This window comes from Bathymodiolus japonicus methanotrophic gill symbiont (assembly GCF_019721995.1).
GTDB lineage: Bacteria > Pseudomonadota > Gammaproteobacteria > Methylococcales > Methylomonadaceae > Methyloprofundus.
Genome location: NZ_BLYC01000011.1, coordinates 19,243 through 42,926, shown reverse-complemented (window position 1 = coordinate 42,926; position 23,684 = coordinate 19,243). Strand labels below are relative to the sequence as shown.

Sequence of the window (23,684 nt, the reverse complement as noted above, 5' to 3'; positions counted from 1 at the left end):
ATCATAAAATAAAAATTCTATTTTACCTTAAGAAAGATAAAAATTTGGGGAATTAAGCTAACGCCCAATAAATAACCTACCTTGGATTGCGCTGGATTTTTTATTCGGCGTCAAGGCGCAAAGAAGGCAATGATGGTTCCGCAGGTATTATTTAATGGATGCTACACTAGCATTCCTGCAAAACAACTTATTCTTGCCTTGTTTCCAGGCGCGCCATGCTACCTCACGAAAGTCCGGGACTCCTGTCGCCATAATTCGTTCACCTACGCAGCGGATGGGAGATGCCCTGAACGCCCTGCGTCCGCAACGACTACGCACAAAAGCCGCTTCGTCATTACTACCTCACTGGCTGGACGGCTATTCGGAATGCAATTCTTGCTCCTCTCGCGTGCTGCTAGCACACGTCGAATCAACGAATTGCCCTGTCGCCTATCAGGGACTAAAAATCACCACTTCGCTAAGCTCCGTTTCCATGATTTTCAGCGAATGAAATAGCTCGTTTAATATAGCTAGTATTTCGTTGAGTTGTAATTGCCTATTATTCATACTCGACCTAGAAAAAAACGGTATTTCATGGCATTTCAGAGTTGAACCGACCAATAAAAACAATGTTCACACAATCATTTATATTTAATCAAATCCATATTGAAGCAGCACGCAATGCCTCGGATGATTTCAATTTGTTTCATGATAAACATAAGTGGCTGCAAATTACGCATACCCCCTTTAAGGGACCAATTGTTCTAGGCTTTCAGTTAAATGCAATGATTGAATATCAATTCCACCTGTATCGGGAGACTAATCATAAAAACCGCATAATTTCTGAAAATGGCCTGCGCTACAGTAACTATCAGATCACCTTTGTTAATGCCGTTCGACCAGACCGGGAGCTGGATATTAAAAAAACCTTAATTAAAACAATTCCAGAACTGATCTTGTCGAACCGAATTGCAATTAAGTCCAATAATAAAACCGTACTGAAGTTTCTTAGAAATTCATCAAGCAACCATTCGCAATAAAACGGCTACCACCGAATTTACAGGGGAGCTACTGTATTTGGGGCAAACCCTTTCAAAATCCGGATCCAAAGCCGCTTCGGCAATGATGCGGCGGATATCTGAAAAGGCGAAACTGGCTCGCCCCTTCACTTTGTGCCGACGTTCCGGATCGGTTTTTAAACGATCCGCGTAAATCCACGTCAGCGTTGTTGCCATCATACAGAAGTTCAAATGGTTGGTCACTGTGTGCGACGAAACACCCAGACAACCTGAACGGGTCGTTTCAATGTTTTCAGCATGACAACGCGACTATAAGCCCTGACTTCACGCTGTTTTCCATAGAGATTCACGGTATACGATCGGGCCTTTTGTTGTACTGTTTTTGCCATGTCTGTGGCTGACCCCAGACGCTGCCCGTACTTTTTATTCCGCCCCCTCTGCTTGGGTTTTCTTTTTTCTGGACGATCGTACAGTACATTATTGCACCTTAACCTAGAGAGAATATTAAACCGGCTTCCGATAGCTTTGTAAACAGGCTTCCATAGGCCATTGTTGCCAAACCAGCTATCAGTGACTGTCAATATCGGAGCGGTGGAAAAATGTTCTGCAATTGCAATCAGCATTTGAGCCGCCTGAGCCATCTTGGTCTGGAAAGGAACGACATCACCTCTTATCGTGGCGGTTTCTTTTTTTGCCTGAATTGTTTTTAAGGGTAGATAAAATCGGAAATCTAAAAATAAGCACGCCCAGCGACCTTTGACCTATTTCATCAACCCTACCGATACAATGTTTTGTGCCCATGGATATTTGCTTTGATTCGATTTGGCCGCGTGGTCAAAAATGGCTTCACAGCCGAAGATATTTTTGCCTACTTTAGTGATAATGGAGTCATCCAGTGCAACCAATATGCGCCCATCTGTTTCAGGAGACGGAATCAGCTCCCAGATAGTTTTCCACAGCCCAGCCCACGGCAAAGTTGAAGAAGCCATGAAAGTGTAAAAGCGCTTATTCTTGATCTCAAACCCAAACAACGTATCAAGGCAACTCCAAAGATTAGATGTCATCGACGACGTAAAGGGAACGATAATAGACAGGATCGTGTAAACAAACAGAGAGGCTCGTTCGCGGCCTAAAGTGGTTTCGGAAAAATGATCTTGAAGCGGGAGTAAAATATCGCGTAAAATGAACATGAATGAGGCCTAGTTTTACTGTATAATCAATGTGTTATAAACTTTCATTATACAGTAAAACTAGGCCTCATTCAAGATTAACCTGTTGTTTTTTAAAAAGAATTCAAGGCTTTAGTCAACGGAATGCCATTAATATTAGTAATATCTAATATTTCAGAAAAATAAGCATTAGCTTATATTCTTATGCTTTAAAAACTAGGAAACTTCAGAAACCGTATTACTGGGGTCTAAAAAAGAAACGGCCTCACCTTTATTTCTCGCCGACACTGATTTATCAAATCTACCTGACCTAAATACGCTCCCTGACTGTTCGACAGTTCCAGACAGCGAGTTTCTTTTGAAACGCAAATATGTCAATAACGGCAATGCCAAGAACTTCTTGTCTGGCTCCCTGGCGGAACAATCCGATTACTTTGATGAACTCGATGGACGGGTGGAGTACCCAGAAATTTTCCCCTGCAGTTTAACCTCGGGGGCATTGCTAGAAAAAGCACAGGTAGAAGACCAGCATGATTTTAAGCGTAATCCGATGGTTTATACTTCCCACAGTATTTCAGTAAACCGCGAACATTTGCGCCTGCTGAAAAACAACCATAACCCATCTTCGTTACTATTGATGATGTAGTTGTTATAAATCAATTGGTTGAAATTTTAAAAAGTAGCCAGTTGGCACTACAGATTTTGTGTTTTTGTATAAAACGTTGGATTTTTTAGAGTATTTTTGTCGCATGTAAATTACACTCAAATAATGATGATTTTTTTGACAAAAGTCAATGAATTTATCGACAAAAATAATATAAATGGCACTACAAAACTTTCAAAAAAAACACCATTGATTTTAAAGAGAATTTTTCGACAAAAAATCGCTTAAACCGATGAATCAATGGCTTAGAAAGATGAAAGTGACGAAGATGGGATAAGCTGCATATACTGGTCAAACAGCGGCACGAATCAAAATCACGCACCTTGAATAACACTAATATCATGTTACGCGTGTATGAATGTTTCGGCCTGCTGGAAGATGCCAAGGTATTATTCAGAACCCGCCTGTGCCTGGTACCGCTGGAAGACTTACTGAATAGCTTAAGCAAGCATAAATAACTTTACAGTATTGCTCAAACCGATTATTAATCAGCACTTCTTTTTATCTAACTGAACACCCCGTGGATTGGCTACCTGCGTAGCCTAACCTATCGCTAAACACCATCAGTGTTCCCATTGAAAGAAGAAGTACCTAAACAAAGCAGCCTATAACTCGATGTTCAAGTTTTTGATATTGAGAAGCTAAAATCAGGTATTCTGAGGTTGTTGTAATTTTATCGGTGTAAGCCCATGTTAATGAATGCCCCAGCCACCTTTATCCAAAGCTATATTGACGATTTAAATGATGCGCTCAATCAGCTAAAACCCGGAGCCGCTTTGACACGGATTCAAGCCGCTTGGTTGGGCACTTGTTTAACGGGCATATTGCTAATGGACTCTGTTTGCTGGGCTAAGTTTGAGCGAGCAAGCCTTGGAGATTGCAAAGTAGCCGCATTATCCTGGGTGTTTCGTAAAGCAAGTATACCCTGGGACTGGTTGCTACGGGTGAGTGTGGTCTTAATTTTAAAACGTTATGGCATTACTGAAGCTGAAGTTCCCCAATAATTATTTATGGTAAAATTGAAACTATGCTACAACTATATGAAAAAAGCAGTCTTTTCATTCGTTTCAAATGCTATTGCCTAAGGGGAATTAAGTAGGGGTTTGCTATAAACATGGCAAAACCACCTAAAATAAACCTCGATACACCAGCATTGTGTATTTCAGCTACTCAATAATTGGGAAACTTCAGTAATAAAGTAGATACGGCGACGGCCCTGGGCACTATCATAGGACGTATGGTTTCACCCGGCAGTGAACTGCAAACACATGACTGGTTGCAAAATCAAACAGGCCTGGGCGAATTACTGGGTCATGACTACGGTAACACCAGCCTGACGCGATTATATACAGTCAGTGACAAGCTACTCAAACATCAGGCAAATCTTGAACATTTTCTGGCTGACCGAGAGCAGACGTTGTTCAATTTAAACCGCAAGATTGTATTGTACGATCTGACCAATACTTATTTTGAAGGCCAGTGCGCCCGAAACCCGAAAGCGAAATTCGGTCGCTCTAAAGAGAAACGCACTGATTGCCCGTTGGTTACTCTGGGGCTGGTTCTGGATGGTGACGGCTTTCCATTGAGTAGTCAGGTTTTTCCCAGCAACGCCAGTGAGCCCGCGACCTTGAAACTGATGCTTGACGAACTGCGAGACAAGGATCCCTTTCATCAAATAAAGCCGGTGGTTATCATGGATGCCGGCATTGCCAGCGCTGACAATATTGCCTGGTTAATCGAACAAGATTATCATTATCTCGTTGTCAGTCGAGAACAACATGTAAAAAACCCAAGAGATCAGAGAACTCCGGTAGCGGTCAGGGATACCCGGGACAGCAATGTTGTTGTTTATCGTGAAGTTGATCAAGAAACCGAGGAAACCCGACTCTATTGTCATTCAGAACAAAAAGCAAAAAAAGAACAAGGTATCCGTAATCGCTTCCATGCTCGTCTGGAAGAGGCCCTGGAAAAACTGCACACAGGTCTGAGCAAAAAAGGCACCCTTAAAAAATACGACAAAATACTGGAACGTATCGGACGACTACGTGAAAAACATAGCCGTGTTGCTGCAGATTACACCATTAACGTTATCGCGGATGACAAAAAAAACAAAGCCATCGGTATAGAATGGCAACGTAAACCTGAAAGTGACCAAAAAGATAAGCACTGTGGTGTTTACTGCCTAAGAACGAATATCCCTGACTGGTCGGAAGAACAGTTATGGCTAACCTATACCATGCTGACTGAGATTGAAGCGACCTTTAGAAGCCTGAAAACCGAGCTAGGCTTGCGCCCTGTCTATCACAAAAAAGAAGAGCGGGTTACCGGACACCTATTCATCACATTATTAGCTTACCACCTGGTACATGTACTGCGTTATCAACTTAGATTGCAGGACATCCATCTAAGCTGGGAAAGCATTCGCAACAGGATGTCGACCCAGCAACGCATGACCATTACTTTACCCACGGATAACGATACAATCATTCACCTGCGAACCACAAGCAAAGCAGAAACCAGACAAAAACAAATATACACTGCGTTGAATATTAACCCCGACCCGATTGGAAAAGTTAAAACGATCGTTGATATGAAACCTGTAGTGCCAACTGGGGCCGATTGAAAAATTTAACTCATTGAAATAATGGGAAATTGACTGCATATGTCACGAAGATAGGTTAAAAACCTGGGTGGATGACGATTTGCGTCAGTCTTCCAATACAAAGCATATGATTTTCAATATTTACCAGATGATCGCCTATTTAAGCCAGTCTATGACGCTGGAGCCTGGGGATGTCATCTCTACCGGAACGCCTAGTGGCGTTGGTGTTAAGATGAAGCCGCGTGGTTATATGAAGGCCGGGCAGGTGGTTACAATCGAAATTGAAAAAATTGGCCGATTAATCAATCCTGTTATTGATGAGCCTGATGGTTTTCTAGTTAAGTAATATCATGGCTCGTATGGAGTTTGTGGAATGCTATCGCCATTTATGCCTTTCCACAGCAGCGCTTAAATTTCTTACCACCGCTGAAAATCAGGGAAACGGAGCCTAAGCGAAGTGATGATTTTTAGTCCGCGATAGCCGTAGGGCCGTTATTTTGTCGGAGTCTGAGCGTTAGCGAAGGTGGAGACAAAATAAAAGGCCATCCGACACGGCGTCAAGTCATTTGGAGCCTATGTTCCGACCCCTTGTTGGGTCGGGACGAGGTGACGAGGACGAATCGGGGCCGCCGGAGGCATAAGTGGTCGCGTTAAGTTTTTGCTGCTTGCTTGGGCTGGGATGCCCAAAACAAGCTTTCGCAAAAATAGCGACTCCCCAAACTGGCTGGACGGCTATTCGGAATGCAATTCTTGCTCCTCTCGCGTGCTGCTAGCACACGTCGAATCAGCGAATTGCCCTGTCGCCTATCAGGGACTAAAAATCACCACTTCGCTAAGCTCCGTTTCCATGATTTTCAGCGGCTGAAGTTTCCCAATTATTGAGTAGCTGAAATACACAATGCTGGTGTATCGAGGTTCATTTTAGGTGGTTTTGCCATGTTTATAGCAAACCCCTACTTAATTCCCCTTAGGCAATAGCATTTGAAACGAATGAAAAGACTATTTTTTTCATATAGTTGTAGCATAGTTTCAATTTTACCATAAATAATTATTGGGAAACTTCAGGTAAAAAGAATCAGGCTGAAAAAATCATTTTGCTGTATATTATCCACGACTTAAGCAGTCATACACTGTTTTTTTAAAATTTAAGTGAGCAAAGAATGAAAGCGGATATTGGTTTAATTGGCCTTGCGGTCATGGGGCAGAATTTGGTTTTGAATATGGATGATCATGGTTTTAAAGTTGCCGTGAATAACCGTTCAAGAGGTAAAACAGATGATTTTCTAAGTGGGCCGGCAAAGGGCACGCAAGTTGTAGGAACTTATTCGTTAGAAGAACTTGTTGATAACCTAAAAAGCCCGCGTATCATCATGCTGATGGTGAAAGCTGGTGATGTGGTCGATAGTTATATAGATAAGCTGACGCCTTTATTATCAGACGGTGATATTATCATCGATGGCGGTAATTCTTTGTTTACAGATTCTAATCGCCGTACCGAGTCATTAAAAGAAAAAAATATTCGCTTTATAGGTACAGGCGTTTCTGGTGGCGAAGAAGGCGCGCGTCATGGGCCTTCAATTATGCCAGGTGGAAATAAAGCCGCCTGGGAAACCGTACGGCCGATATTACAGGCTATTTCAGCAAAAGTAGATGGCGAGCCATGTTGTCAGTGGGTGGGTGAGAATGGTGCTGGTCATTATGTAAAAATGGTGCATAACGGAATTGAATATGGTGATATGCAGATTATCTGTGAAGCCTATCAATTGCTTTCCGAGGGTCTGGGCTTAAGTGCTAATGAAATTCAAGGCGTTTTTGCAGAATGGAATAAGGGCGTTTTAGACTCTTATTTAATTGAAATCACCACTAATATTCTTGGCTTTAAAGATGAAGATGGCGAGCCGTTAGTCGATAAAATCCTTGATACTGCCGGGCAAAAAGGTACAGGTAAGTGGACAGGAATTAATGCCCTGGATTTAGGCGCGCCACTAACCTTGATTGCAGAGTCCGTTTTTGCACGCTGTGTTTCTGCACAAAAAGAAGAGAGAGTTAGGGCGTCAAAAATCTTGCCGCAGTCTACAGCGACTTTTTCTGGCGACAAGCAAGCGATGATCAAAGCGATTGCTGAAGCGGTTTATGCTGCAAAAATTGTGTCTTATGCGCAAGGGTTCGGTCTACTACGTGCAGCAGAAAAGGAATATGGCTGGAAATTAAACTACGGTGGTATCGCGTTAATGTGGCGTGGTGGATGTATTATTCGTAGCCAGTTTCTGGGTGATATTAAACAGGCCTATGAAGCTGATCCTGAGCTGGATAATTTATTACTGGCTGATTATTTTAAAGATGCGGTGACGGCGGCTGATCAAGGCTGGCGTGAAGCGGTTATATTAGGCGTGCAACTCGGTGTACCGACACCTGCATTTTCATCTGCACTGGCGTATTACGATAGTTACCGTAGCGCGCGATTACCTGCGAATCTTTTACAGGCGCAGCGTGACTACTTTGGTGCACATACTTATGAGCGCCTGGATAAGCCTCGTGGTGAGTTTTTCCATACTGACTGGACAGGTACCGGCGGTAAGATGTCATCAACGACGTATAACGTATAGCTTTAGGCATCGTAGATGTAGGGAGTGGCTTTAGCCACTCCCTACGATTCGCTAATTGAAACAGAGTAATCATACTGGTAATTAATGATCAGGAGTTCTTATGACTGAAGTTTCTTAGAAATTCATCAAGCAACCATTCGCAATAAAACGGCTACCACCGGATTTACAGGGGAGCTGCTGTATTTGGGGCAAACCCTTTCAAAATCCGGATCCAAAGCCGCTTCGGCAATGATGCGGCGGATATCTGAAAATGCGAAACTGGCTCGCCCCTTCACTTTGTGCCGACGTTCCGGATCGGTTTTTAAACGATCCGCGTAAATCCACGTCAGCGTTGTTGCCATCATACAGAAGTTCAAATGGTTGGTCACTGCCTGCGCATTTCGACACTGACTTTTCTGACTCCCTATGTCTTGCTTGAGCTCTTTGAACCCGGATTCGATTTTCCATCGCGCACCATTTGGGTTTTCTTTTTTCTGGACGATCGTACAGTACATTATTGCACCTTAACCTAGAGAGAATATTAAACCGGCTTCCGATAGCTTTGTAAACAGGCTTCCATAGGCCATTGTTGCCAAACCAGCTATCAGTGACTGTCAATATCGGAGCGGTGGAAAAATGTTCTGCAATTGCAATCAGCATTTGAGCCGCCTGAGCCATCTTGGTCTGGAAAGGAACGACATCACCTCTTATCGTGGCGGTTTCTTTTTTTGCCTGAATTGTTTTTAAGGGTAGATAAAATCGGAAATCTAAAAATAAGCACGCCCAGCGACCTTTGACCTATTTCATCAACCCTACCGATACAATGTTTTGTGCCCATGGATATTTGCTTTGATTCGATTTGGCCGCGTGGTCAAAAATGGCTTCACAGCCGAAGATATTTTTGCCTACTTTAGTGATAATGGAGTCATCCAGTGCAACCAATATGCGCCCATCTGTTTCAGGAGACGGAATCAGCTCCCAGATAGTTTTCCACAGCCCAGCCCACGGCAAAGTTGAAGAAGCCATGAAAGTGTAAAAGCGCTTATTCTTGATCTCAAACCCAAACAACGTATCAAGGCAACGCCAAAGATTAGATGTCATTGATGACGTAAAAGGAACGATAATAGACAGGATCGTGTAAACGAACAGAGAGGCTCGTTCGCGGCCTAAAGTGGTTTCGGAAAAATGATCTTGAAGCGGGAGTAAAATATCGCGTAAAATGAACATGAATGAGGTCGTTTTATTTGTATAATCAATGTGTTATAAACTTTCATTATACAGTAAAACCAGGCCTCATTCACGATTAACCTGTTGTTTTTAAAAAGAATTCAAGGCTTTTAGCCAACGGAATGCCATTAATATTAGTATTACCTAATAGTTCAGAAAAATAAGCATTAGCTGATATTCTTATGCTTTAAAAACTAGGAAACTTCAGTTCTTATGAGTCAAGCGAGTAAAGTCAATTCGATGTCAGTCAAAGAATATCTTGCCTAGGAAGAACTGCAAGAACTGAAGTTTCCCAATTATTGAGTAGCTGAAATACACAATGCTGGTGTATCGAGGTTTATTTTAGGTGGTTTTGCCATGTTTATAGCAAACCCCTACTTAATTCCCCTTAGGCAATAGCATTTGAAACGAATGAAAAGACTGTTTTTTTCATATAGTTGTAGCATAGTTTCAATTTTACCATAAATAATTATTGGGAAACTTCAGCTGCAAGAAGAGAAGCATGAATATGTTCATGCTGAAATTTTTGCTATGGGTGGTACACTGCGCGAGCATGTACTTGTAAGCTTGAATATCGCTGCGAGCCTAAAACAGCGTTTACGCGGAACAGATTGTCGGGCTTATATGTCAGATATGAAGCTGCAAGTTAAAACCATGGATGCTTTTTATTACCCTGATGTCATCGTTTCATGCAATAAAAATGACCATCAGGCAGAGCAATACTTATCGTATCCTAAGCTAATTGTAGAAGTGTTATCGGATTCTACAGAAGCGTATGACCGGGGGGCAAAGTTTACCGCTTACCGGCAGTTAACGAGTCTTGAAGAATATGTGCTGGTGGATATTAAAGCGCGTAGTGTCGAGTGCTTTCGGCGTACCGCAGATAATGACTGGCTATTGCATGTATACACTAATACAGGCGTGTGTGATTTTGTCAGCCTGGATGTCTCAATTGAGATGCAAGAAATTTTTGAGGTTATTGTTGATCATCAACAATAACCAGACCTATTTATTTTAGCAACAATGAAAGGAACAACAGTGAAAACTGATCCCTGTACTTATGTTATTTTTGGCGCAACGGGAAATTTATCGCGCATCAAATTAATGCCGGCGCTATATCATCTGGATATTGAGAATCGTCTGGATAAGAATACCAAGATTATCGCCATCGGTCGACGGCCCTGGGATAACGACAAATGGATCTCCGAAGTGCGCATTATGCTGGAAGAAAAAGCACGCGGTGGAGTTGATGAAGAAGTATTTAAGCGTTTTGTCGGCCGATTGCACTATCATAAAGGCGATTTAAAGCAAGCTGAATGTTATAGCAGTTTGTCAACTTTACTCGATGATAAAGAATATTATCCACAGAATATTGCTTTTTATCTGGCAATTAATCCGGAAGATTTTAGTCCGGTTATTGAGCGCTTAAGCGGGCCGAATTTGCTGGAAGAAAAGCATTGCTGGCGCAGAGTTGTCATTGAAAAACCCTTTGGCACCGACCTGGAAAGTTCACGTTCATTGCAAAGTAGAATTAGCAAGCACCTGCGCGAAGAGCAGATCTACCGGATCGATCATTACCTGGGTAAAGGCATGGTGCAAAACGTGCTAGTGTTTCGCTTTTCTAATTCCATGCTTGAGCCTTTATGGAACCGGAATTATATAGATCACATTCAGATTACTCATTCCGAGCAACTAGGCATTGGTAGTCGCGGCCAGTATTATGATCATACTGGCGCGATGCGTGATATGTTACAAAGTCATTTATTGCAGTTATTGACTTTAGTCGCTATGGAACCGCCTGTATCAATGAATGCGGAAGATTTACGCGATGAAAAAGTAAAAGTTCTAAAGTCCATTCGTCCTATTCCAGAAGAAGCGGTGCACGCGCAGTCATTTCGCGCACAATATGCTGCGGGAAGTATGGACGGGGAAGATGTGAATGGTTACTTGCAAGAGGAAGGTATTCCGCAAAATAGCGTGACAGAGACCTACGCTGCCATGAAGCTGTATATAGATAACTGGCGCTGGCGTGGGGTGCCAATCTATTTGCGTACTGGCAAGCGTATGGAAAAAACGCAATCCAGTATTTCCATCTGCTTTAGGCATGCACCATCCCAGCTGTTTAAAAACACCAAAGCTGAGAGAATTAATCAGAACTGGCTGCTTTTAGGTATACAGCCTGAGGAATGTATCCGTATGGAAATGACGGTGAAAGAACCTGGTCTGGAAATGAAAACGCGCGTCAGTAACCTAAATGCCAGTTTTCGTAATGAAGACGAGCATCCTTCTGATGCTTACGAGGATTTATTGCTGGATGTTATCGAAGGCGATCGGTCATTATTCTTACGCTATGATGAAGTGGAATATGCGTGGAAAATCGTTGATCCGATTTTGAATAAATGGGCGGTTGAGCGCGATTATATCGAAACCTACCCGGCAGGTTCGTGGGGACCGAATGAGCGCCGCTTGTTTGACAAAGAAAGTCAGCATTGGCGCAATACATTGAAGGCGGAAAAATGAGCCAAAAAGTAAGCTGGAAACCCTATGATTCAATCGAATTACTAGCCGAGGCTGCTTGTCATCGCGTGCTGGATGCGGCGGACAAGGCAATTGCTGCCCATGGCTATTTTAAGCTGGTTTTAGCCGGCGGCACAGCGCCGGTTAAAGCCTATCAGCTATTAGCAACTAAACCGGCAGACTGGAGCAAGTGGCATATTTACTATGGTGATGAGCGCTGTTTGCCGGTGGAAGACAGCGAGCGTAATAGCCTGGTTGCCGAGCAGAAATGGCTGGATAAAGTTGCCATTCCGAAAGCACAGATTCATCCTATTGCTGCAGAATTAGGTGCTGAAGCAGGTGCTGAGCAATATGCTAAAGAGGTTGCCGCGGCAGGTGTTTTTGACCTGGTATTATTAGGTATGGGAGAAGACGGTCATACGGCCAGTTTATTTCCAGGCCATGTACATAATGCGGATGAGTTGACACATGCGGTGCATAATTCGCCTAAACCGCCATCGGATCGGGTAACTATCAGTGCGAAAGCATTGAGTAATACCCATGAGCTGATTTTTATTGTTTCTGGTGATAAGCAAGATGCCATAGCCGCATGGAAAAATCATCAAGACTTGCCTGTAACGCATCTATGCCCAGCTTCTGGTGTCGATGTGTTATTAAGCGTTTAATTAATAAATTTAATGTAGGGCGGCGCTTTAGCCCGCAGATTATACACCTGGCGGGCTAAAGCGCCGCCCTACAATTCGTTTGATTTTCTATTCATACTATTGCCCATATTTTTCTTATGGCAGTATTTTTAAAATAAATCAAAATAATAATAACTCTGAACAAAGGAGACAACAAATGAAAGCCTGTGAATCATCTACAACCCAGGAAGAACACCGTGTCAATATTGGCCGCAATCATAAAAGCATACCCGCATGGCGCCGTGGAGTAGGACTAGTTTTAGTCTATTTGCCCATCCTTACCTGGCCCTTTGTCATTACCAGTGCACTGTTATCGTATTATCACTTAAAAATGGTCGGTGCTGAAAACCTGAAAACCTTATTTGATTTTCTGCCTGAGCGGAAAACTCATCGTTATAACTTAAAGAACCAGATTACCATGGATGCCAGTTTTGGCCTAAGTCTGGCACAAACCAAGCTGTACTGGATACTAAACTGTACCTGGTATTGTCCGGTCAGCGTAGGCTTGTTTGAATGGCATGCCTACCTGGTAAAGTTGATTGAAAACTGGTGGTGTCCGTTTAACCACGGTAGAAAACAAGGCTATGATAATGCCAAAATAGACCAGTCGTTCTGGCATATCTATCCAGAAGACATTAAAAAGCTGGATAAAGATGACCTGGATAACCCGATCTGGAATGATCAATGTAGTCAGTGTCAAGGTGGAGCGGAGGAAAAATAAAGGAAGCTTCCTTTATTGAGAGTGAAAGTATTCATGTAGGCTGAGGTTGAGGAACGAAACCCGGCAAAGTAAAAAGCTGGGATTACGCAAGCTTCATCCCAGCCTACAGAACCCCATTACCTAGATAAATAACAAATACTTTCATGCCCTAAAGACCTGCGCTTCACTGAGTTATTTCCCTTGAATTTTTAAACAGGAGTGATAATTATGAGCAATTGTTGCAATGACCCAACAGAAATACCAAAATTAGACCCTAGAGAATTAGTGCGCGAACAAACCCGACATGGTGATTTGCTCAGAGAGCTGTTTACTGGTGATCCCGAAAAACTCATGCTGCATGAGTTGCGTGATGCAAATACCTACCTTAGAGAATTGGCTGCATTACGAGCACATTACCCATCAGTTCGCCTGGCAGCAATAGCCCTGCTAGAACAATCTAGCCTATCCATTTTGCAACGTATCGTCGATAAAGAACCTGAGTCAGGGATTGGTATAGCAGCAAACTCTCAGTTACAAAAGCTGCAATAATGATAAAGTTAATCATAACTGGCGGCACTATCGATAAACACTACAATGAGCTAAATGGTGAATTGTCTTTCCCTGAAACTCATATCCCCGCAATGCTACAACAAGCTCGTTGTACAGTAGAAATAAGCTTGCAACAGTTAATGTTAAAAGACAGCCTGGAAATGACGATAAGCGACCGAGATGCAATAAAGCAAAGTTGCATAAACAGCAATGCACAACAAATCATCATTACTCACGGTACCGACACCATGGTCGATACTGCAAAACACCTGGCTATGGCGATACAGGATAAAATCATTGTGCTGGTCGGAGCCATGATTCCCTATACAATAAAACAATCCGATGCGTTGTTTAACCTGGGTAGTGCGATAACAGCAGTGCAGTTACTACCACCTGGTATTTATATCACCATGAATGCTAAGGTATTTGATTGGGATAAAGTCAGAAAAGACAGGCCGATAGGGGAATTTAAATCTCTCTGAACAGGATTGTGTGGGTATGTGGAATAAATAGCAATCATCAGCTACTACGTTTTATCCTTCTTTGAGAAACATGCTCTTCTTTAAATATTCGACGAGAAAAATAAAATTAAGCAACTATTAGATAGTCACTGTTTTCACTGCACGTCAAATCACCCTCTCTTTGTAAAGCAAAATAGCCACGCTTTAATGCCTCTTCTTTAGCATCATCATTCATATGCAAAGCCGCTAAAGCACCTTAGGTAACTCGCAACAAATAACCCACCCACCTTGCTTGTCTTTTTGTCCGTCTTCTGCGTTGTAGAAATAGTTACGTAGCCTGCTATGCGCCGTGTCTACGCCTTGAAGGCGAACAAAAATACTGCGCAATATTGGTAGGTTATTTATTGCGTGTTACCTTACAACTTACAATCCCGATAAATTGGAAATAATTTTTTAAACTTATTAAATTTCCAGTCGAGTTTGTCCAAATCATTTATGTGCGCTTTATATTTAGTGCTTGCGAGAAATAAATAATACCCTTTTAAAACAATATATTATAGTATAATAACACCCAAAACCACTACTGAAGATTCTGAGTATCCCTTTTTGGTATTTTCATAAAAAATAGTTATACCACTGTTATTGAACAAGTATTTATTCTTACAAATCGAACTGGCAAATACTGAGCCATCAATAACAACCCAATTTTACCAAAACTTTGTATCAGATCCATGAGAAACATCATATCGTCACAACTGGAAATCGGGCAAATCGATATTACCAATATCGTCATTGATGTCACATCGCGCGATGATATCCCACTTATCCTGCTGGGTTTACAACACATCTATACAACTTTGATTTGCAAAGCACACCAGACTTATATTGACCTGGCTCAAAAATACCTGAATCGAGTCACTCAAAGTTATGAATTATTGATTGGCAAACGTTTCTTCAGCATGGCGGTCGACAAGTCGATCAGATAAGACGACGTATCATTGAGGGAGAAACTATCCCGCACGATGAAAAAGTATTTTCATTATTTCAACCGCCTACCGAATGGATCAGTAAAGGCAAAGCAGGGTACCCGTTGAACCAGGCATACGCGTCTGCATCATGGAAGACTACCATGGATTCATACTGCACCATAAGGTCATACAAAAAGAAACCGATGACAAAATAGCCCTTGAACAGGCGCGCCATGCTACCTCACGAAATTCCGGGACTCCTGTCGCCGTAATTCGTTCACCTACGCAGCGAATAGGAGATGCTCCAGCCGCCCTGCGTCCGCCACAGACTGAGCACAAAGCAGCTCAGTCATGGCTACCACAAATGGCTCTACGGCTATTCGGGATAAAATTTTAGCCTCCCTCGCGCGCTATCGCGCACTTCGGATTGGCAAATTTCCCTGCGCCTTCTGGAGACTATCAGCCCGTCCGGGGCTGACAGCGGCAGTAGAATCGGCCATAAATGCATTGCAGGGTCATGGGTTGAGTCAATGTCGCGACCATGGAATTGATGGTTTTGAGCGATATACCGCATTAGCCATATTATACTTCGCCACAAGAGAGCTCATAAAGCACTGTAAAGACATTCCTGTTATTATTGCGTTTTGAACTGCTCGAATGGTATACGAGCTGATACGAGATATTCTTGCCTGGAAAAATAATCGATTCACAAAACGATCTCGTTTTTGGGCCTGTTGCTGCCTAATCTCCAGAGCCTCGCTATATTTTTTATCCGATGGATGAATCAATTCTGGCTGTTGTGTTTTTGAAATCTATTCAAACACGCGCATTAAATTATAGCTCATTGCAGTCAGGCGCATTTGATTTTCAAGTGAGCGGGTATTGGAAGACCAAGCTTTAGTTTCCTTGAAATTACTTTTAGTGTTATTGAATGTCTTTTCAATCGTCCATCGCTTGAAATACAGCATGGCAATGGTTCCAGGGTTAATAGTCATTGGCAAGGTTGTCACAAACCGGTGAAGTTTTCCGGTTTCTGGATCACGGTAATCCACCACGTTAAATTTGATGCCCTTGTTTTCGTACACACTGTATGCTTCAACCCCTGTATTGATCTCATGGCGGGAGTCAAAAGGGATAGACTCAACCAGAGTCGCAATTGAATTTTCTTTTAGCATTGAAATCATGTAATTAGCATGTCGCTTCTGCCGATCCCACCAGACAAAGTCGGTGACGGCTTTATCGTAGACATAGAGATGTTTCTGAGAGCTGTTATTTCCCTTGTTTTGCTTTTCAATATGATCTCGTAACACAGGTATTTCTTGATGTCTCTGAGTTCCGTTTGTCACCAGACAAAGAAATCTGAGCAACCCACTTCTGAGATTCAACGCGTAAATCCCCCCGGACGCATAAACTTTCCCCTTGCTGTTTTTTTCAGTATGGCAGGCATGATCAATAAAATGTCCATCCGCTGCTTCTATGGTGTATTCGTCAAGTTCCGGGAATGCTTTAAGATAATCAATGCCTTGCGATAGCAGTGTTTCAGCGTGAAGATGATAGCTCTGCTGTTCAAATGCCTCAAGCATACTTGTTCGTCTATGCGACTTCAGTGATTTAAAATACGTTGAGTGGGGAAGCAGCTGGCCATAAATCTGTTCATTGGTTTGGAGGAAATGGCGACCACTATCGACTACTCGGGGAGTCGCTATTTTTGCGAAAGCTTGTTTTGGGCATCCCAGCCCAAGCAAGCAGCAAAAACTTAACGCGACCACTTATGCCTCCGGCGGCCCCGATTCGTCCTCGTCACCTCGTCCCGACCCAACAAGGGGTCGGAACATAGGCTCCAAATGACTTGACGCCGTGTCGGATGGCCTTTTATTTTGTCTCCACCTTCGCTAACGCTCAGACTCCGACAAAACAACGGCCCTACGGCTATCGCGGACTAAAAATCTTCACTTCGCTAAAGCTCCGTTTCCAGGATTTTCAGCGATGGAAATATTCGAGTGGTGCTACCTTCAGGTAGGTTATAGGCTGCTTTGTTTAGGTGCTTCTTCTTTCAATGGGAACACTGATGAGAAATATACAAAAAATAGGTGCCATCAAACGGGGCATGGAACGGCAACAATTGGCCGAAGAAAAAAAGCAAGCCGCTTAAGCTTAAAGAAAGTGGTCTTACTGAGCTGAAGTTTCTTAGAAATTCATCAAGCAACCATTCGCAATAAAACGGCTACCACCGAATTTACAGGGGAGCTGCTGTATTTGGGGCAAACCCTTTCAAAATCCGGATCCAAAGCCGCTTCGTCAATGATGCGGCGGATATCTGAAAAGGCGAAACTGGCTCGCCCCTTCACTTTGTGCCGACGTTCCGGATCGGTTTTTAAACGATCCGCGTAAATCCACGTCAGCGCTGTTGCCATCATACAGAAGTTCAAATGGTTGGTCACTGCCTGCGCATTTCGACACTGACTTTTATGGCTCCCTATGTCTTGCTTGAGCTCTTTGAACCCGGATTCGATTTTCCATCGCGCACCATAATACTCAATAATCTGTGTGACGGATAAACTTAGATCGGTCGTAAACAAAGCAATCCACTGTGTGCGACGAAACACCCAGACAACCTGAACGGGTCGTTTCAATGTTTTCAGCATGACAACGCGACTATAAGCCCTGACTTCACGCTGTTTTTCATAGAGATTCACGGTATACGATCGGGCCTTTTGTTGTACTGTTTTTGCCATGTCTGTGGCTGACCCCAGACGCTGCCCGTACTTTTTATTCCGCCCCTCTGCTTGGGTTTTCTTTTTTCTGGACGATCGTACAGTACATTATTGCACCTTAACCTAGAGAGAATATTAAACCGGCTTCCGATAGCTTTGTAAACAGGCTTCCATAGGCCATTGTTGCCAAACCAGCTATCACTCGATGTTCAAGTCTTTGATATTGAGAAGGTAAAATCAGGTATTCTGAGGTTGTTGTAATTTTATCGGTGTAAGCCCATGTTAATGAATGCCCCAGCCACCTTTATCCAAAGCTATATTGACGATTTAAATGATGCGCTCAATCAGCTAAAACCCGGAGCCGCTTTGACACGGATTCAAGCCGCTTGGTTGGGCACTTGTTTAACGGGCATACTGCTAATGAACTCTGTTTGCTGGGCCAAGTTTGAGCGAGCAAGCCTTGGAGATTGCAAAGTAGCCGCATTATCCTGGGTGTTTCGTAAAGCAAGTATACCCTGGGACTGGTTGCTACGGGTGAGTGTGGTCTTAATTCTAAAACGTTATGGCATTTCACTGAAGGTGTGTTGGCCTTTGATGAATCAGACCGAGCACGATCTAAGTCTACAAAACGTATTTATAAGGTTTACAAGCAGAAACACAAAGGCTCCGGCGGGTATGTTAATGGACAAACGATAGTATTATTGCTGCTAGTTACCTCATCCATTACAGTGCCTGTCGGTTTTTTCTTTTATATGCCGGATCCAGCCTTAAAGCAGTGGGATAAAGAAGATAAACGTCGGGGAGTCGCTATTTTTGCGAAAGCTTGTTTTGGGCATCCCAGCCCAAGCAAGCAGCAAAAACTTAACGCGACCACTTATGCCTCCGGCGGCCCCGATTCGTCCTCGTCACCTCGTCCCGACCCAACAAGGGGTCGGAACATAGGCTCCAAATGACTTGACGCCGTGTCGGATGGCCTTTTATTTTGTCTCCACCTTCGCTAACGCTCAGACTCCGACAAAACAACGGCCCTACGGCTATCGCGGACTAAAAATCTTCACTTCGCTAAAGCTCCGTTTCCAGGATTTTCAGCGGTTGAAAAAGAGCGGTATAGCAAAAAAAGATCGGCCTATTAAGCCTGAACGTGACAGTGCCTACCCGACCAAAACAGAGATTGCATTAGGCTTATTAAAAGGTAACTACTCAGCAAAGCTGAGTAGTTCAATGAAATTATAAAGCAAATTCAGGTAACTTTCCCTCAAAGACCAAGGTCATTGCCTGAGTTGCACTTAGACCTTGTTTACGGCACGTTGATAAATACCCTCTGACACGACAAAATATCTCTGCACCCTTGGTACTACGAAAGCAGCCGGATATTTTCTGTTGAACCTTGGTCATCCGAATCGAATTTTCTGCGGCATTATTGGTAAATGGCACCCAGGTATTTGTCATGAAGCGCAAGACATCCTCTTCATAATTAATCAGCCTTTCCAGTAAGTTTCTAGCTTTACTGCGTTTTATTCGCTCCCGTTTTACTTCTTTAGGCTTATCGGGTGGTGGGCATTCGATCTCCGCTTTGCCAAGTAATTCTCTGTATTGTACCTTCCATTTTTCTGCTTCTTTATGTAGTAGCATGCCACCTGCTTCATTGACGGCATCATTCATTTTTTCAAGTAGTCGTTTCATTTCAAGCGCCCACTCCTGTTTATCCTGCTCCCAGGCGCGCGTTAATTCCCTCAAATGATGTGCATTACAAAGCGAATGAGTACAATCATATTTATAGTAGGGCTTCCAATGATCATGACATAAAATCCCATGAAAATGGGGTAAAATACCAATGTCATTCATTGCCTCTGTGCCACGTTTGGCATGGGGAAAGAAGTGTGTCCACTGAACATTGGAGGCCCATGTAGCCAATGGCGCTTACCATTAATATTAATGCCTGTTTCATCCGCATGAATGCACGCTGATTCGACTAAGTGTTCTTTACTGATAGTTTCAAACCCAGCCAACTTCTCATAGGCCAGTTCATTGAAATTATAGATAGAGCCTTCACTAATCGGCATACCTAATTGATCAGCGAAATACTCCTGTATTCGGTTGTAGGGCAATAACTGATATTGCGAAAGATAAACCACATGGGCTTTTATCCCATTACCATATTGCGCAGCCTTAGTAACCTCATCTGGAAAAGGAGCGATAAAACACTGACCTTTTCCATTTATCAACCGTTGCGCCTGGTATTCTGTCACTACCCTTGAGATATCAATATCGAATACCTGGCGTGTTTCAAAGCCATCTGCCGTGTATCGCCCTTTTGGCAAGGTACGGCGATCAATGGTAATGATCTCGATTTCATCCGAGTCATCTATTTTTTGAAGTGTCGTGCCGACATGCGATTTTTGTCCGCCAGAAGGCTTATCTGATTTTTTTCGATTCCCTTTTTTACGGTTGGGATCACTTGCAGGTGGTTTACTGCTATTTTTGCTGTTCAGTGTCACTCGATTGAGTAATACCGTGACTAATAATAGAATCACTTCCAGTGCTGATTTTAGCGCAGGCGATATATCACGCTCAGTTTCAAGTAACTGTTTGGCATGACTGATTGCGGAATCAACATCGATGAAGTCTATTTTCAAAAGGTAACCTGTATTGCTTTAAGGACAGGCTTATTATCTCATGGGTTTTAAATCCCGAATTTTCCTTGTTTTAAGCGATTGTAAGGCGAATAAAAAAGTTCTTCGAGGTCGTAGATGTTTAAGGGGACATTTTGTGATGACTATAGCGGCGGGGAGTCGCTATTTTTGCGAAAGCTTGTTTTGGGCATCCCAGCCCAAGCAAGCAGCAAAAACTTAACGCGACCACTTATGCCTCCGGCGGCCCCGATTCGTCCTCGTCACCTCGTCCCGACAAGGGGTCGGAACATAGGCTCCAAATGACTTGACGCCGTGTCGGATGGCCTTTTATTTTGTCTCCACCTTCGCTAACGCTCAGACTCCGACAAAACAACGGCCCTACGGCTATCGCGGACTAAAAATCATCACTTCGCTTAGGCTCCGTTTCCCTGATTTTCAGCGGCGGACTAAAAATCTTCACTTCGCTAAAGCTCCGTTTCCAGGATTTTCAGCGAATGCTTGATCCTATAAAAAGCTTTGTTAAAACAATTACTTTTTATAACGGGAAAGAGTTTACCCTGCATGAAAAAATAGCAGAAGCACTAGGTTGTGATACGTATTTTTCGACTCCCTACAGCTCTTGGGAAAGAGGGCAAAATGAGAATGCTAATGGCTTATTAAGACAGTATTTCCCTAAAGTAATGGAGTTGATTGATGTTACGATAAAAGAGGTTTTTATAGCCGTTGATAAGCTAAATAGTCGCCCTAATAAAGTGTCTCAATTACAAAACACCTTATGAGGTATTTGAAGAGCTGACTGGGATAGATATGAAAAATTTATTGGGTTATGTACTTATGACTTGAATTCAGGAGAGTTTAAAGTTGCGCATAGCCTGATTAAAATTAAAGGCGTACTGGCTTGATGCGCTGTATGGTGAAAAAGCCTTTATGGACGAAGCCGCTAAAGAATCTGGAGGCTCGCAGGTGATTAGCCAATTACGTAAAAACCAAAATATTGAATATAGAGGTAGAATAAGGTCAGTCGAGAGCTACTTTAATTCGATTAACAAAGGCATTGATCAGATAATACGTGTACGTGGCGGCAAAGAGATTAAAGTGACTGTCAGCAGTGCACGATTAAACTCGATGTTCAAGTTTTTCCATCCCATTGCCATCAAACTCTTACCTTCACCCAGCAGAACAATACTTGGTAGTGGGTTAAATCTGTGTTTTTGCATGAATATCCCTGCCAAATTCCACCTTATTTATTAACAGACCAATCACAATATCATGCATTTTCTCTAACTTAGAGAAGCAGATTGTTCGACGAGTTAATCGTTTTATCCATGCTCTAAAATTCAAGTTTTTACGTTCAATTTTTTGGGTGTTTTTCTTACCTATTTCATGTTTCTCAGCATCGAGATGACGTTCATAAGCGCCCCAGTCATCGGTGTAATAACGACTGATATTTAAAGGCAAAAGTAACGCTTTTAATTCTTTGAAAACAATGTCCTTACGCTTGCCAAAAACATAAGCGAGTACCGTGTTGGTTTTATGATCAACAGCATGCCATAGCCAGCGTTGATTGCTTTTATTTCCTACAAAAGACCACTGTTCATCCATTTCGGCTTCATCACAGCAGACCTGTTCTAGTCTGACTTCCAATGGTTTCCCTTGATCAAAGGTCTGAAAAAGAGGGTTCACTTGAACAAGACTGTTTTCTTTGTTTTTTAAAGTACGAGTCACCGTATTTTTATTGATTTTAAGAACCCTAGCCGTGTCTCGAGTGCCACTACTATTGATAGCCATTTCGACAACGTGTTCTTTGGTTCCAAATTCACATGCTTTATAACAATATTCCAACATGAAGGTGTTGGTTGAGCAAGCTGTGGTCTGGCAACGATATCGCTGCACACCACGATCGCTACTACCTGATTTCATCAGGTTGGAATTAGTACAGTTAGGGCAGGTGATTTCTTGATAATATTTCATGAGGGAATTATGCAATAAATCACTTTCTTATTCTATTGCTCTCATGCTAAACACAGGTTTAACCCACTACCCAATACTTTAATGATGGTGTTGGCTCTAAGCGCCCTAAATCTCTGCCAATCATATGTTTTCCTGATGGCATCAGTTGAAACACATCCTTTATTAATTCACCTAACTCTTTCAGCTTATCACCAGGATCTGGAAACTCTAGCAATGACGTGATGAACTCAAGCAGTACATCCATTTGAGACTTGCGCTGTAAGCTTCCTACGGTATACGCAGGTAGTTTGCTTTCAATGCGGGCTATTTGCTCTGGGTGAAGGAGAAGGCAATGGTCAAACAAAAGACTCAGAATCAGGCCACGGCTTGATCCCTCTTCATCTAATTGTTTGGCCTCACGCCCCCATCCTTCATAAAGCTTCCAGTCCTCAAAGAAAACCTCAATCAGCCATCTCAACGTATAGGCTTGAATAATATCTTGTGTGCGCCAAGTCAGGTCTGTCGCCACTAAATAGCGATAGTCGTTTTCACCGTCATATTTTAAGGCAATGACAAAGCGTTTTTTACTGTGAGAACTCACCTTCAATCGTGCACTGCTGACAGTCACTTTAATCTCTTTGCCGCCACGTACATGTATTATCTGATCAATGCCTTTGTTAATCGAATTAAAGTAGCTCTCGACTGACCTTATTCTACCTCTATATTCAATATTTTGGTTTTTACGTAATTGGCTAATCACCTGCGAGCCTCCAGATTCTTTAGCGGCTTCGTCCATAAAGGCTTTTCACCATACAGCGCATCAGCCAGTACGCCTTTAATTTTAATCAGGCTATGCGCAACTTTAAACTCTTTTAATAAGCCTAATGCAATCTCTGTTTTGGTCGGGTAGGCACTGTCACGTTCAGGCTTAATAGGCCGATCTTTTTTTGCTATACCGCTCTTTTTCAACCGTTTATCTTCTTTATCCCACTGCTTTAAGGCTGGATCCGGCATATAAAAGAAAAAACCGATCGGGGAGTCGCTATTTTTGCGAAAGCTTGTTTTGGGCATCCCAGCCCAAGCAAGCAGCAAAAACTTAACGCGACCACTTATGCCTCCGGCGGCCCCGATTCGTCCTCGTCACCTCGTCCCGACCCAACAAGGGGTCGGAACATAGGCTCCAAATGACTTGACGCCGTGTCGGATGGCCTTTTATTTTGTCTCCACCTTCGCTAACGCTCAGACTCCGACAAAATAACGGCCC

At 42.9% G+C, this 23,684-nt stretch carries 31 protein-coding genes and 7 pseudogenes; 26 read left to right on the top strand and 12 right to left on the bottom strand.

Annotated features, from left to right (window positions below):
- Window positions 1–147: 147 nt before the first annotated feature.
- Window positions 148–318: a hypothetical protein gene (locus tag K6984_RS15270; protein WP_221896303.1), complete on the bottom strand. Its 171-nt coding sequence runs from the start codon at window positions 316–318 to the stop codon at window positions 148–150.
- Between K6984_RS15270 and K6984_RS15265 the strand changes: the two genes are divergently transcribed.
- The gene (locus tag K6984_RS15265) at window positions 275–490 is read left to right on the top strand and encodes a hypothetical protein (RefSeq protein WP_221896302.1); all 216 of its coding nucleotides are present in this window, start codon (window positions 275–277) and stop codon (window positions 488–490) included. The genes K6984_RS15270 and K6984_RS15265 overlap by 44 nt on opposite strands.
- Before the next feature lie 118 nt (window positions 491–608).
- Window positions 609–1,019, top strand: coding sequence for a hypothetical protein (locus K6984_RS15260; protein WP_230988112.1), 411 nt, complete (start codon window positions 609–611; stop codon window positions 1,017–1,019).
- Here the strand turns inward: K6984_RS15260 and K6984_RS36935 are convergent.
- Window positions 999–2,188, bottom strand: a pseudogene (locus K6984_RS36935) (IS701 family transposase). The gene K6984_RS15260 and the pseudogene K6984_RS36935 sit on opposite strands and share 21 nt — an antisense overlap.
- A 337-nt stretch (window positions 2,189–2,525) precedes the next feature.
- On the opposite strand from K6984_RS36935, the gene K6984_RS15250 reads away from it, so the two are divergent.
- From K6984_RS15250 to K6984_RS15235, 4 genes and pseudogenes are all read left to right on the top strand, one after another.
- The gene (locus tag K6984_RS15250) at window positions 2,526–2,813 is read left to right on the top strand and encodes a hypothetical protein (protein ID WP_230988109.1); all 288 of its coding nucleotides are present in this window, start codon (window positions 2,526–2,528) and stop codon (window positions 2,811–2,813) included.
- A gap of 707 nt (window positions 2,814–3,520) precedes the next feature.
- Window positions 3,521–3,835: a hypothetical protein gene (locus tag K6984_RS15245; protein ID WP_221896301.1), complete on the top strand. Its 315-nt coding sequence runs from the start codon at window positions 3,521–3,523 to the stop codon at window positions 3,833–3,835.
- Window positions 3,836–4,023: 188 nt separating this feature from the next.
- A pseudogene (locus K6984_RS15240) lies at window positions 4,024–5,454 on the top strand (IS1634 family transposase); the annotation flags it as partial.
- A gap of 43 nt (window positions 5,455–5,497) precedes the next feature.
- Window positions 5,498–5,779: pseudogene (locus K6984_RS15235) on the top strand (fumarylacetoacetate hydrolase family protein); the annotation flags it as partial.
- A gap of 227 nt (window positions 5,780–6,006) precedes the next feature.
- Here K6984_RS15235 and K6984_RS33760 read toward each other — a convergent pair.
- Window positions 6,007–6,135 carry a hypothetical protein gene (locus K6984_RS33760; RefSeq protein WP_263458596.1) on the bottom strand — a complete coding sequence of 43 codons (129 nt, stop codon included), beginning with the start codon at window positions 6,133–6,135 and terminating at the stop codon, window positions 6,007–6,009.
- Here K6984_RS33760 and K6984_RS15230 point away from each other — a divergent pair.
- Window positions 6,113–6,298 carry a hypothetical protein gene (locus tag K6984_RS15230; RefSeq protein ID WP_221896299.1) on the top strand — a complete coding sequence of 62 codons (186 nt, stop codon included), beginning with the start codon at window positions 6,113–6,115 and terminating at the stop codon, window positions 6,296–6,298. The two genes, K6984_RS33760 and K6984_RS15230, sit on opposite strands and share 23 nt — an antisense overlap.
- Window positions 6,299–6,593: 295 nt before the next feature.
- Window positions 6,594–8,039, top strand: a complete 1,446-nt coding sequence (gene gnd / locus K6984_RS15225; protein ID WP_221896298.1) for a decarboxylating NADP(+)-dependent phosphogluconate dehydrogenase — start codon at window positions 6,594–6,596, stop codon at window positions 8,037–8,039.
- Between the two features lie 125 nt (window positions 8,040–8,164).
- Here gnd and K6984_RS31145 read toward each other — a convergent pair whose 3' ends face one another.
- Both K6984_RS31145 and K6984_RS31140 read right to left on the bottom strand, forming a co-directional pair.
- Complete coding sequence (locus K6984_RS31145) at window positions 8,165–8,533, bottom strand: transposase (RefSeq protein WP_230988108.1); 369 nt, start codon at window positions 8,531–8,533, stop codon at window positions 8,165–8,167.
- Between the two features lie 283 nt (window positions 8,534–8,816).
- The gene (locus K6984_RS31140; protein ID WP_230988107.1) at window positions 8,817–9,245 is read right to left on the bottom strand and encodes a hypothetical protein; all 429 of its coding nucleotides are present in this window, start codon (window positions 9,243–9,245) and stop codon (window positions 8,817–8,819) included.
- 465 nt (window positions 9,246–9,710) lie between these two features.
- Between K6984_RS31140 and K6984_RS15215 the strand changes: the two genes are divergently transcribed.
- The 7 genes and pseudogenes from K6984_RS15215 to K6984_RS15185 form a co-directional block, all read left to right on the top strand.
- Window positions 9,711–10,244, top strand: a complete 534-nt coding sequence (locus tag K6984_RS15215) for a Uma2 family endonuclease (RefSeq protein WP_420831679.1) — start codon at window positions 9,711–9,713, stop codon at window positions 10,242–10,244.
- A gap of 39 nt (window positions 10,245–10,283) precedes the next feature.
- Window positions 10,284–11,765 carry a glucose-6-phosphate dehydrogenase gene (gene zwf / locus K6984_RS15210; RefSeq protein ID WP_221896371.1) on the top strand — a complete coding sequence of 494 codons (1,482 nt, stop codon included), beginning with the start codon at window positions 10,284–10,286 and terminating at the stop codon, window positions 11,763–11,765.
- Window positions 11,762–12,427: a 6-phosphogluconolactonase gene (gene pgl, locus K6984_RS15205; RefSeq protein ID WP_221896296.1), complete on the top strand. Its 666-nt coding sequence runs from the start codon at window positions 11,762–11,764 to the stop codon at window positions 12,425–12,427. The genes zwf and pgl overlap by 4 nt, the downstream gene beginning before the upstream one ends.
- Before the next feature lie 175 nt (window positions 12,428–12,602).
- Window positions 12,603–13,166, top strand: coding sequence for a hypothetical protein (locus tag K6984_RS15200; RefSeq protein WP_221896295.1), 564 nt, complete (start codon window positions 12,603–12,605; stop codon window positions 13,164–13,166).
- Between the two features lie 207 nt (window positions 13,167–13,373).
- Window positions 13,374–13,694 (top strand): hypothetical protein, encoded by a 321-nt coding sequence (locus tag K6984_RS15195; RefSeq protein ID WP_221896294.1) that lies wholly within the window; start codon window positions 13,374–13,376, stop codon window positions 13,692–13,694.
- Window positions 13,694–14,176 (top strand): asparaginase domain-containing protein, encoded by a 483-nt coding sequence (locus K6984_RS15190; RefSeq protein ID WP_221896293.1) that lies wholly within the window; start codon window positions 13,694–13,696, stop codon window positions 14,174–14,176. The genes K6984_RS15195 and K6984_RS15190 overlap by 1 nt, the downstream gene beginning before the upstream one ends.
- 937 nt (window positions 14,177–15,113) lie before the next feature.
- Window positions 15,114–15,343: pseudogene (locus K6984_RS15185) on the top strand (ISNCY family transposase); the annotation flags it as partial.
- Here K6984_RS15185 and K6984_RS15180 read toward each other — a convergent pair.
- Window positions 15,280–15,462, bottom strand: a complete 183-nt coding sequence (locus tag K6984_RS15180; RefSeq protein WP_221896292.1) for a hypothetical protein — start codon at window positions 15,460–15,462, stop codon at window positions 15,280–15,282. The pseudogene K6984_RS15185 and the gene K6984_RS15180 sit on opposite strands and share 64 nt — an antisense overlap.
- Before the next feature lie 12 nt (window positions 15,463–15,474).
- On the opposite strand from K6984_RS15180, the gene K6984_RS15175 reads away from it, so the two are divergent.
- Window positions 15,475–15,771 carry a hypothetical protein gene (locus K6984_RS15175; protein WP_221896378.1) on the top strand — a complete coding sequence of 99 codons (297 nt, stop codon included), beginning with the start codon at window positions 15,475–15,477 and terminating at the stop codon, window positions 15,769–15,771.
- Between the two features lie 164 nt (window positions 15,772–15,935).
- Here the strand turns inward: K6984_RS15175 and K6984_RS15170 are convergent, their stop codons facing one another.
- Window positions 15,936–16,868, bottom strand: coding sequence for a transposase (locus K6984_RS15170; RefSeq protein ID WP_221896291.1), 933 nt, complete (start codon window positions 16,866–16,868; stop codon window positions 15,936–15,938).
- Here K6984_RS15170 and K6984_RS33755 point away from each other — a divergent pair.
- Complete coding sequence (locus tag K6984_RS33755; protein WP_263458596.1) at window positions 16,832–16,960, top strand: hypothetical protein; 129 nt, start codon at window positions 16,832–16,834, stop codon at window positions 16,958–16,960. The two genes, K6984_RS15170 and K6984_RS33755, sit on opposite strands and share 37 nt — an antisense overlap.
- Window positions 16,961–16,987: 27 nt before the next feature.
- The gene (locus K6984_RS15165) at window positions 16,988–17,143 is read left to right on the top strand and encodes a hypothetical protein (RefSeq protein ID WP_221894378.1); all 156 of its coding nucleotides are present in this window, start codon (window positions 16,988–16,990) and stop codon (window positions 17,141–17,143) included.
- Between the two features lie 178 nt (window positions 17,144–17,321).
- On the opposite strand, the pseudogene K6984_RS15160 reads toward K6984_RS15165, so the two are convergent.
- Window positions 17,322–18,037: pseudogene (locus K6984_RS15160) on the bottom strand (IS701 family transposase); the annotation flags it as partial.
- A gap of 79 nt (window positions 18,038–18,116) precedes the next feature.
- On the opposite strand from K6984_RS15160, the gene K6984_RS15155 reads away from it, so the two are divergent.
- The 3 genes from K6984_RS15155 to K6984_RS15150 all read left to right on the top strand — a co-directional run bounded on the left by K6984_RS15155 (window position 18,117) and on the right by K6984_RS15150 (window position 19,070).
- A complete protein-coding gene (locus K6984_RS15155; RefSeq protein ID WP_221896289.1) occupies window positions 18,117–18,533 on the top strand; it encodes a hypothetical protein in 417 nt (138 codons plus the stop codon).
- 117 nt (window positions 18,534–18,650) lie between these two features.
- Window positions 18,651–18,779, top strand: a complete 129-nt coding sequence (locus K6984_RS33750; protein WP_263458596.1) for a hypothetical protein — start codon at window positions 18,651–18,653, stop codon at window positions 18,777–18,779.
- A gap of 27 nt (window positions 18,780–18,806) precedes the next feature.
- Window positions 18,807–19,070 carry a hypothetical protein gene (locus tag K6984_RS15150; protein ID WP_221896288.1) on the top strand — a complete coding sequence of 88 codons (264 nt, stop codon included), beginning with the start codon at window positions 18,807–18,809 and terminating at the stop codon, window positions 19,068–19,070.
- Here K6984_RS15150 and tnpC read toward each other — a convergent pair.
- Window positions 19,065–20,473, bottom strand: a pseudogene (gene tnpC / locus K6984_RS15145) (IS66 family transposase). The gene K6984_RS15150 and the pseudogene tnpC overlap by 6 nt on opposite strands.
- A gap of 165 nt (window positions 20,474–20,638) precedes the next feature.
- Here tnpC and K6984_RS33745 point away from each other — a divergent pair.
- The 4 genes and pseudogenes from K6984_RS33745 (at window position 20,639) to K6984_RS15130 (ending at window position 21,721) form a co-directional block, all read left to right on the top strand.
- Entirely contained in the window at window positions 20,639–20,773 is a 135-nt protein-coding gene (locus K6984_RS33745) for a hypothetical protein (RefSeq protein WP_263458674.1), read from the top strand.
- Between the two features lie 16 nt (window positions 20,774–20,789).
- Window positions 20,790–20,972, top strand: coding sequence for a hypothetical protein (locus tag K6984_RS15140; protein WP_221896287.1), 183 nt, complete (start codon window positions 20,790–20,792; stop codon window positions 20,970–20,972).
- A pseudogene (locus K6984_RS15135) lies at window positions 20,965–21,313 on the top strand (IS30 family transposase); the annotation flags it as partial. The gene K6984_RS15140 and the pseudogene K6984_RS15135, both read left to right, overlap by 8 nt.
- Window positions 21,314–21,397: 84 nt before the next feature.
- Window positions 21,398–21,721, top strand: coding sequence for a hypothetical protein (locus tag K6984_RS15130; protein ID WP_221896285.1), 324 nt, complete (start codon window positions 21,398–21,400; stop codon window positions 21,719–21,721).
- Here K6984_RS15130 and K6984_RS15125 read toward each other — a convergent pair.
- The 3 genes from K6984_RS15125 to K6984_RS15115 are packed head-to-tail and all read right to left on the bottom strand — an operon-like array spanning window position 21,668 to window position 23,491.
- Complete coding sequence (locus K6984_RS15125; protein WP_221894694.1) at window positions 21,668–22,441, bottom strand: IS1 family transposase; 774 nt, start codon at window positions 22,439–22,441, stop codon at window positions 21,668–21,670. The genes K6984_RS15130 and K6984_RS15125 overlap by 54 nt on opposite strands.
- Before the next feature lie 58 nt (window positions 22,442–22,499).
- On the bottom strand, window positions 22,500–23,216 hold the full coding sequence (locus tag K6984_RS15120; RefSeq protein WP_230988106.1) for a hypothetical protein: 717 nt from the start codon (window positions 23,214–23,216) through the stop codon (window positions 22,500–22,502).
- A complete protein-coding gene (locus K6984_RS15115; protein ID WP_221896284.1) occupies window positions 23,177–23,491 on the bottom strand; it encodes a hypothetical protein in 315 nt (104 codons plus the stop codon). Before K6984_RS15115 ends, K6984_RS15120 begins: the two co-directional genes overlap by 40 nt.
- On the opposite strand from K6984_RS15115, the gene K6984_RS33740 reads away from it, so the two are divergent.
- Window positions 23,469–23,597, top strand: a complete 129-nt coding sequence (locus tag K6984_RS33740) for a hypothetical protein (protein ID WP_263458596.1) — start codon at window positions 23,469–23,471, stop codon at window positions 23,595–23,597. The genes K6984_RS15115 and K6984_RS33740 overlap by 23 nt on opposite strands.
- The last annotated feature ends 87 nt before the right edge of the window (window positions 23,598–23,684 follow it).

Bases quoted from the DNA above. Each gene is read 5' to 3' on its own strand.
- K6984_RS15265 (WP_221896302.1), top strand. From the start codon at position 275: ATGGGAGATGCCCTGAACGCCCTGCGTCCGCAACGACTACGCACAAAA.
- K6984_RS15260 (WP_230988112.1), top strand. From the start codon at position 609: ATGTTCACACAATCATTTATATTTAATCAAATCCATATTGAAGCAGCA.
- K6984_RS15245 (WP_221896301.1), top strand. From the start codon at position 3,521: ATGTTAATGAATGCCCCAGCCACCTTTATCCAAAGCTATATTGACGAT.
- K6984_RS15230 (WP_221896299.1), top strand. From the start codon at position 6,113: ATGCCCAAAACAAGCTTTCGCAAAAATAGCGACTCCCCAAACTGGCTG.
- gnd (WP_221896298.1), top strand. From the start codon at position 6,594: ATGAAAGCGGATATTGGTTTAATTGGCCTTGCGGTCATGGGGCAGAAT.
- K6984_RS31145 (WP_230988108.1), bottom strand. From the start codon at position 8,533: ATGTACTGTACGATCGTCCAGAAAAAAGAAAACCCAAATGGTGCGCGA.
- K6984_RS31140 (WP_230988107.1), bottom strand. From the start codon at position 9,245: ATGTTCATTTTACGCGATATTTTACTCCCGCTTCAAGATCATTTTTCC.
- pgl (WP_221896296.1), top strand. From the start codon at position 11,762: ATGAGCCAAAAAGTAAGCTGGAAACCCTATGATTCAATCGAATTACTA.
- K6984_RS15200 (WP_221896295.1), top strand. From the start codon at position 12,603: ATGAAAGCCTGTGAATCATCTACAACCCAGGAAGAACACCGTGTCAAT.
- K6984_RS15195 (WP_221896294.1), top strand. From the start codon at position 13,374: ATGAGCAATTGTTGCAATGACCCAACAGAAATACCAAAATTAGACCCT.
- K6984_RS15190 (WP_221896293.1), top strand. From the start codon at position 13,694: ATGATAAAGTTAATCATAACTGGCGGCACTATCGATAAACACTACAAT.
- K6984_RS15175 (WP_221896378.1), top strand. From the start codon at position 15,475: ATGGCTACCACAAATGGCTCTACGGCTATTCGGGATAAAATTTTAGCC.
- K6984_RS15165 (WP_221894378.1), top strand. From the start codon at position 16,988: ATGGCCTTTTATTTTGTCTCCACCTTCGCTAACGCTCAGACTCCGACA.
- K6984_RS15155 (WP_221896289.1), top strand. From the start codon at position 18,117: ATGTTAATGAATGCCCCAGCCACCTTTATCCAAAGCTATATTGACGAT.
- K6984_RS15150 (WP_221896288.1), top strand. From the start codon at position 18,807: ATGGCCTTTTATTTTGTCTCCACCTTCGCTAACGCTCAGACTCCGACA.
- K6984_RS15140 (WP_221896287.1), top strand. From the start codon at position 20,790: ATGGCCTTTTATTTTGTCTCCACCTTCGCTAACGCTCAGACTCCGACA.
- K6984_RS15130 (WP_221896285.1), top strand. From the start codon at position 21,398: ATGGACGAAGCCGCTAAAGAATCTGGAGGCTCGCAGGTGATTAGCCAA.
- K6984_RS15125 (WP_221894694.1), bottom strand. From the start codon at position 22,441: ATGAAATATTATCAAGAAATCACCTGCCCTAACTGTACTAATTCCAAC.
- K6984_RS15120 (WP_230988106.1), bottom strand. From the start codon at position 23,216: ATGGACGAAGCCGCTAAAGAATCTGGAGGCTCGCAGGTGATTAGCCAA.
- K6984_RS15115 (WP_221896284.1), bottom strand. From the start codon at position 23,491: ATGCCCAAAACAAGCTTTCGCAAAAATAGCGACTCCCCGATCGGTTTT.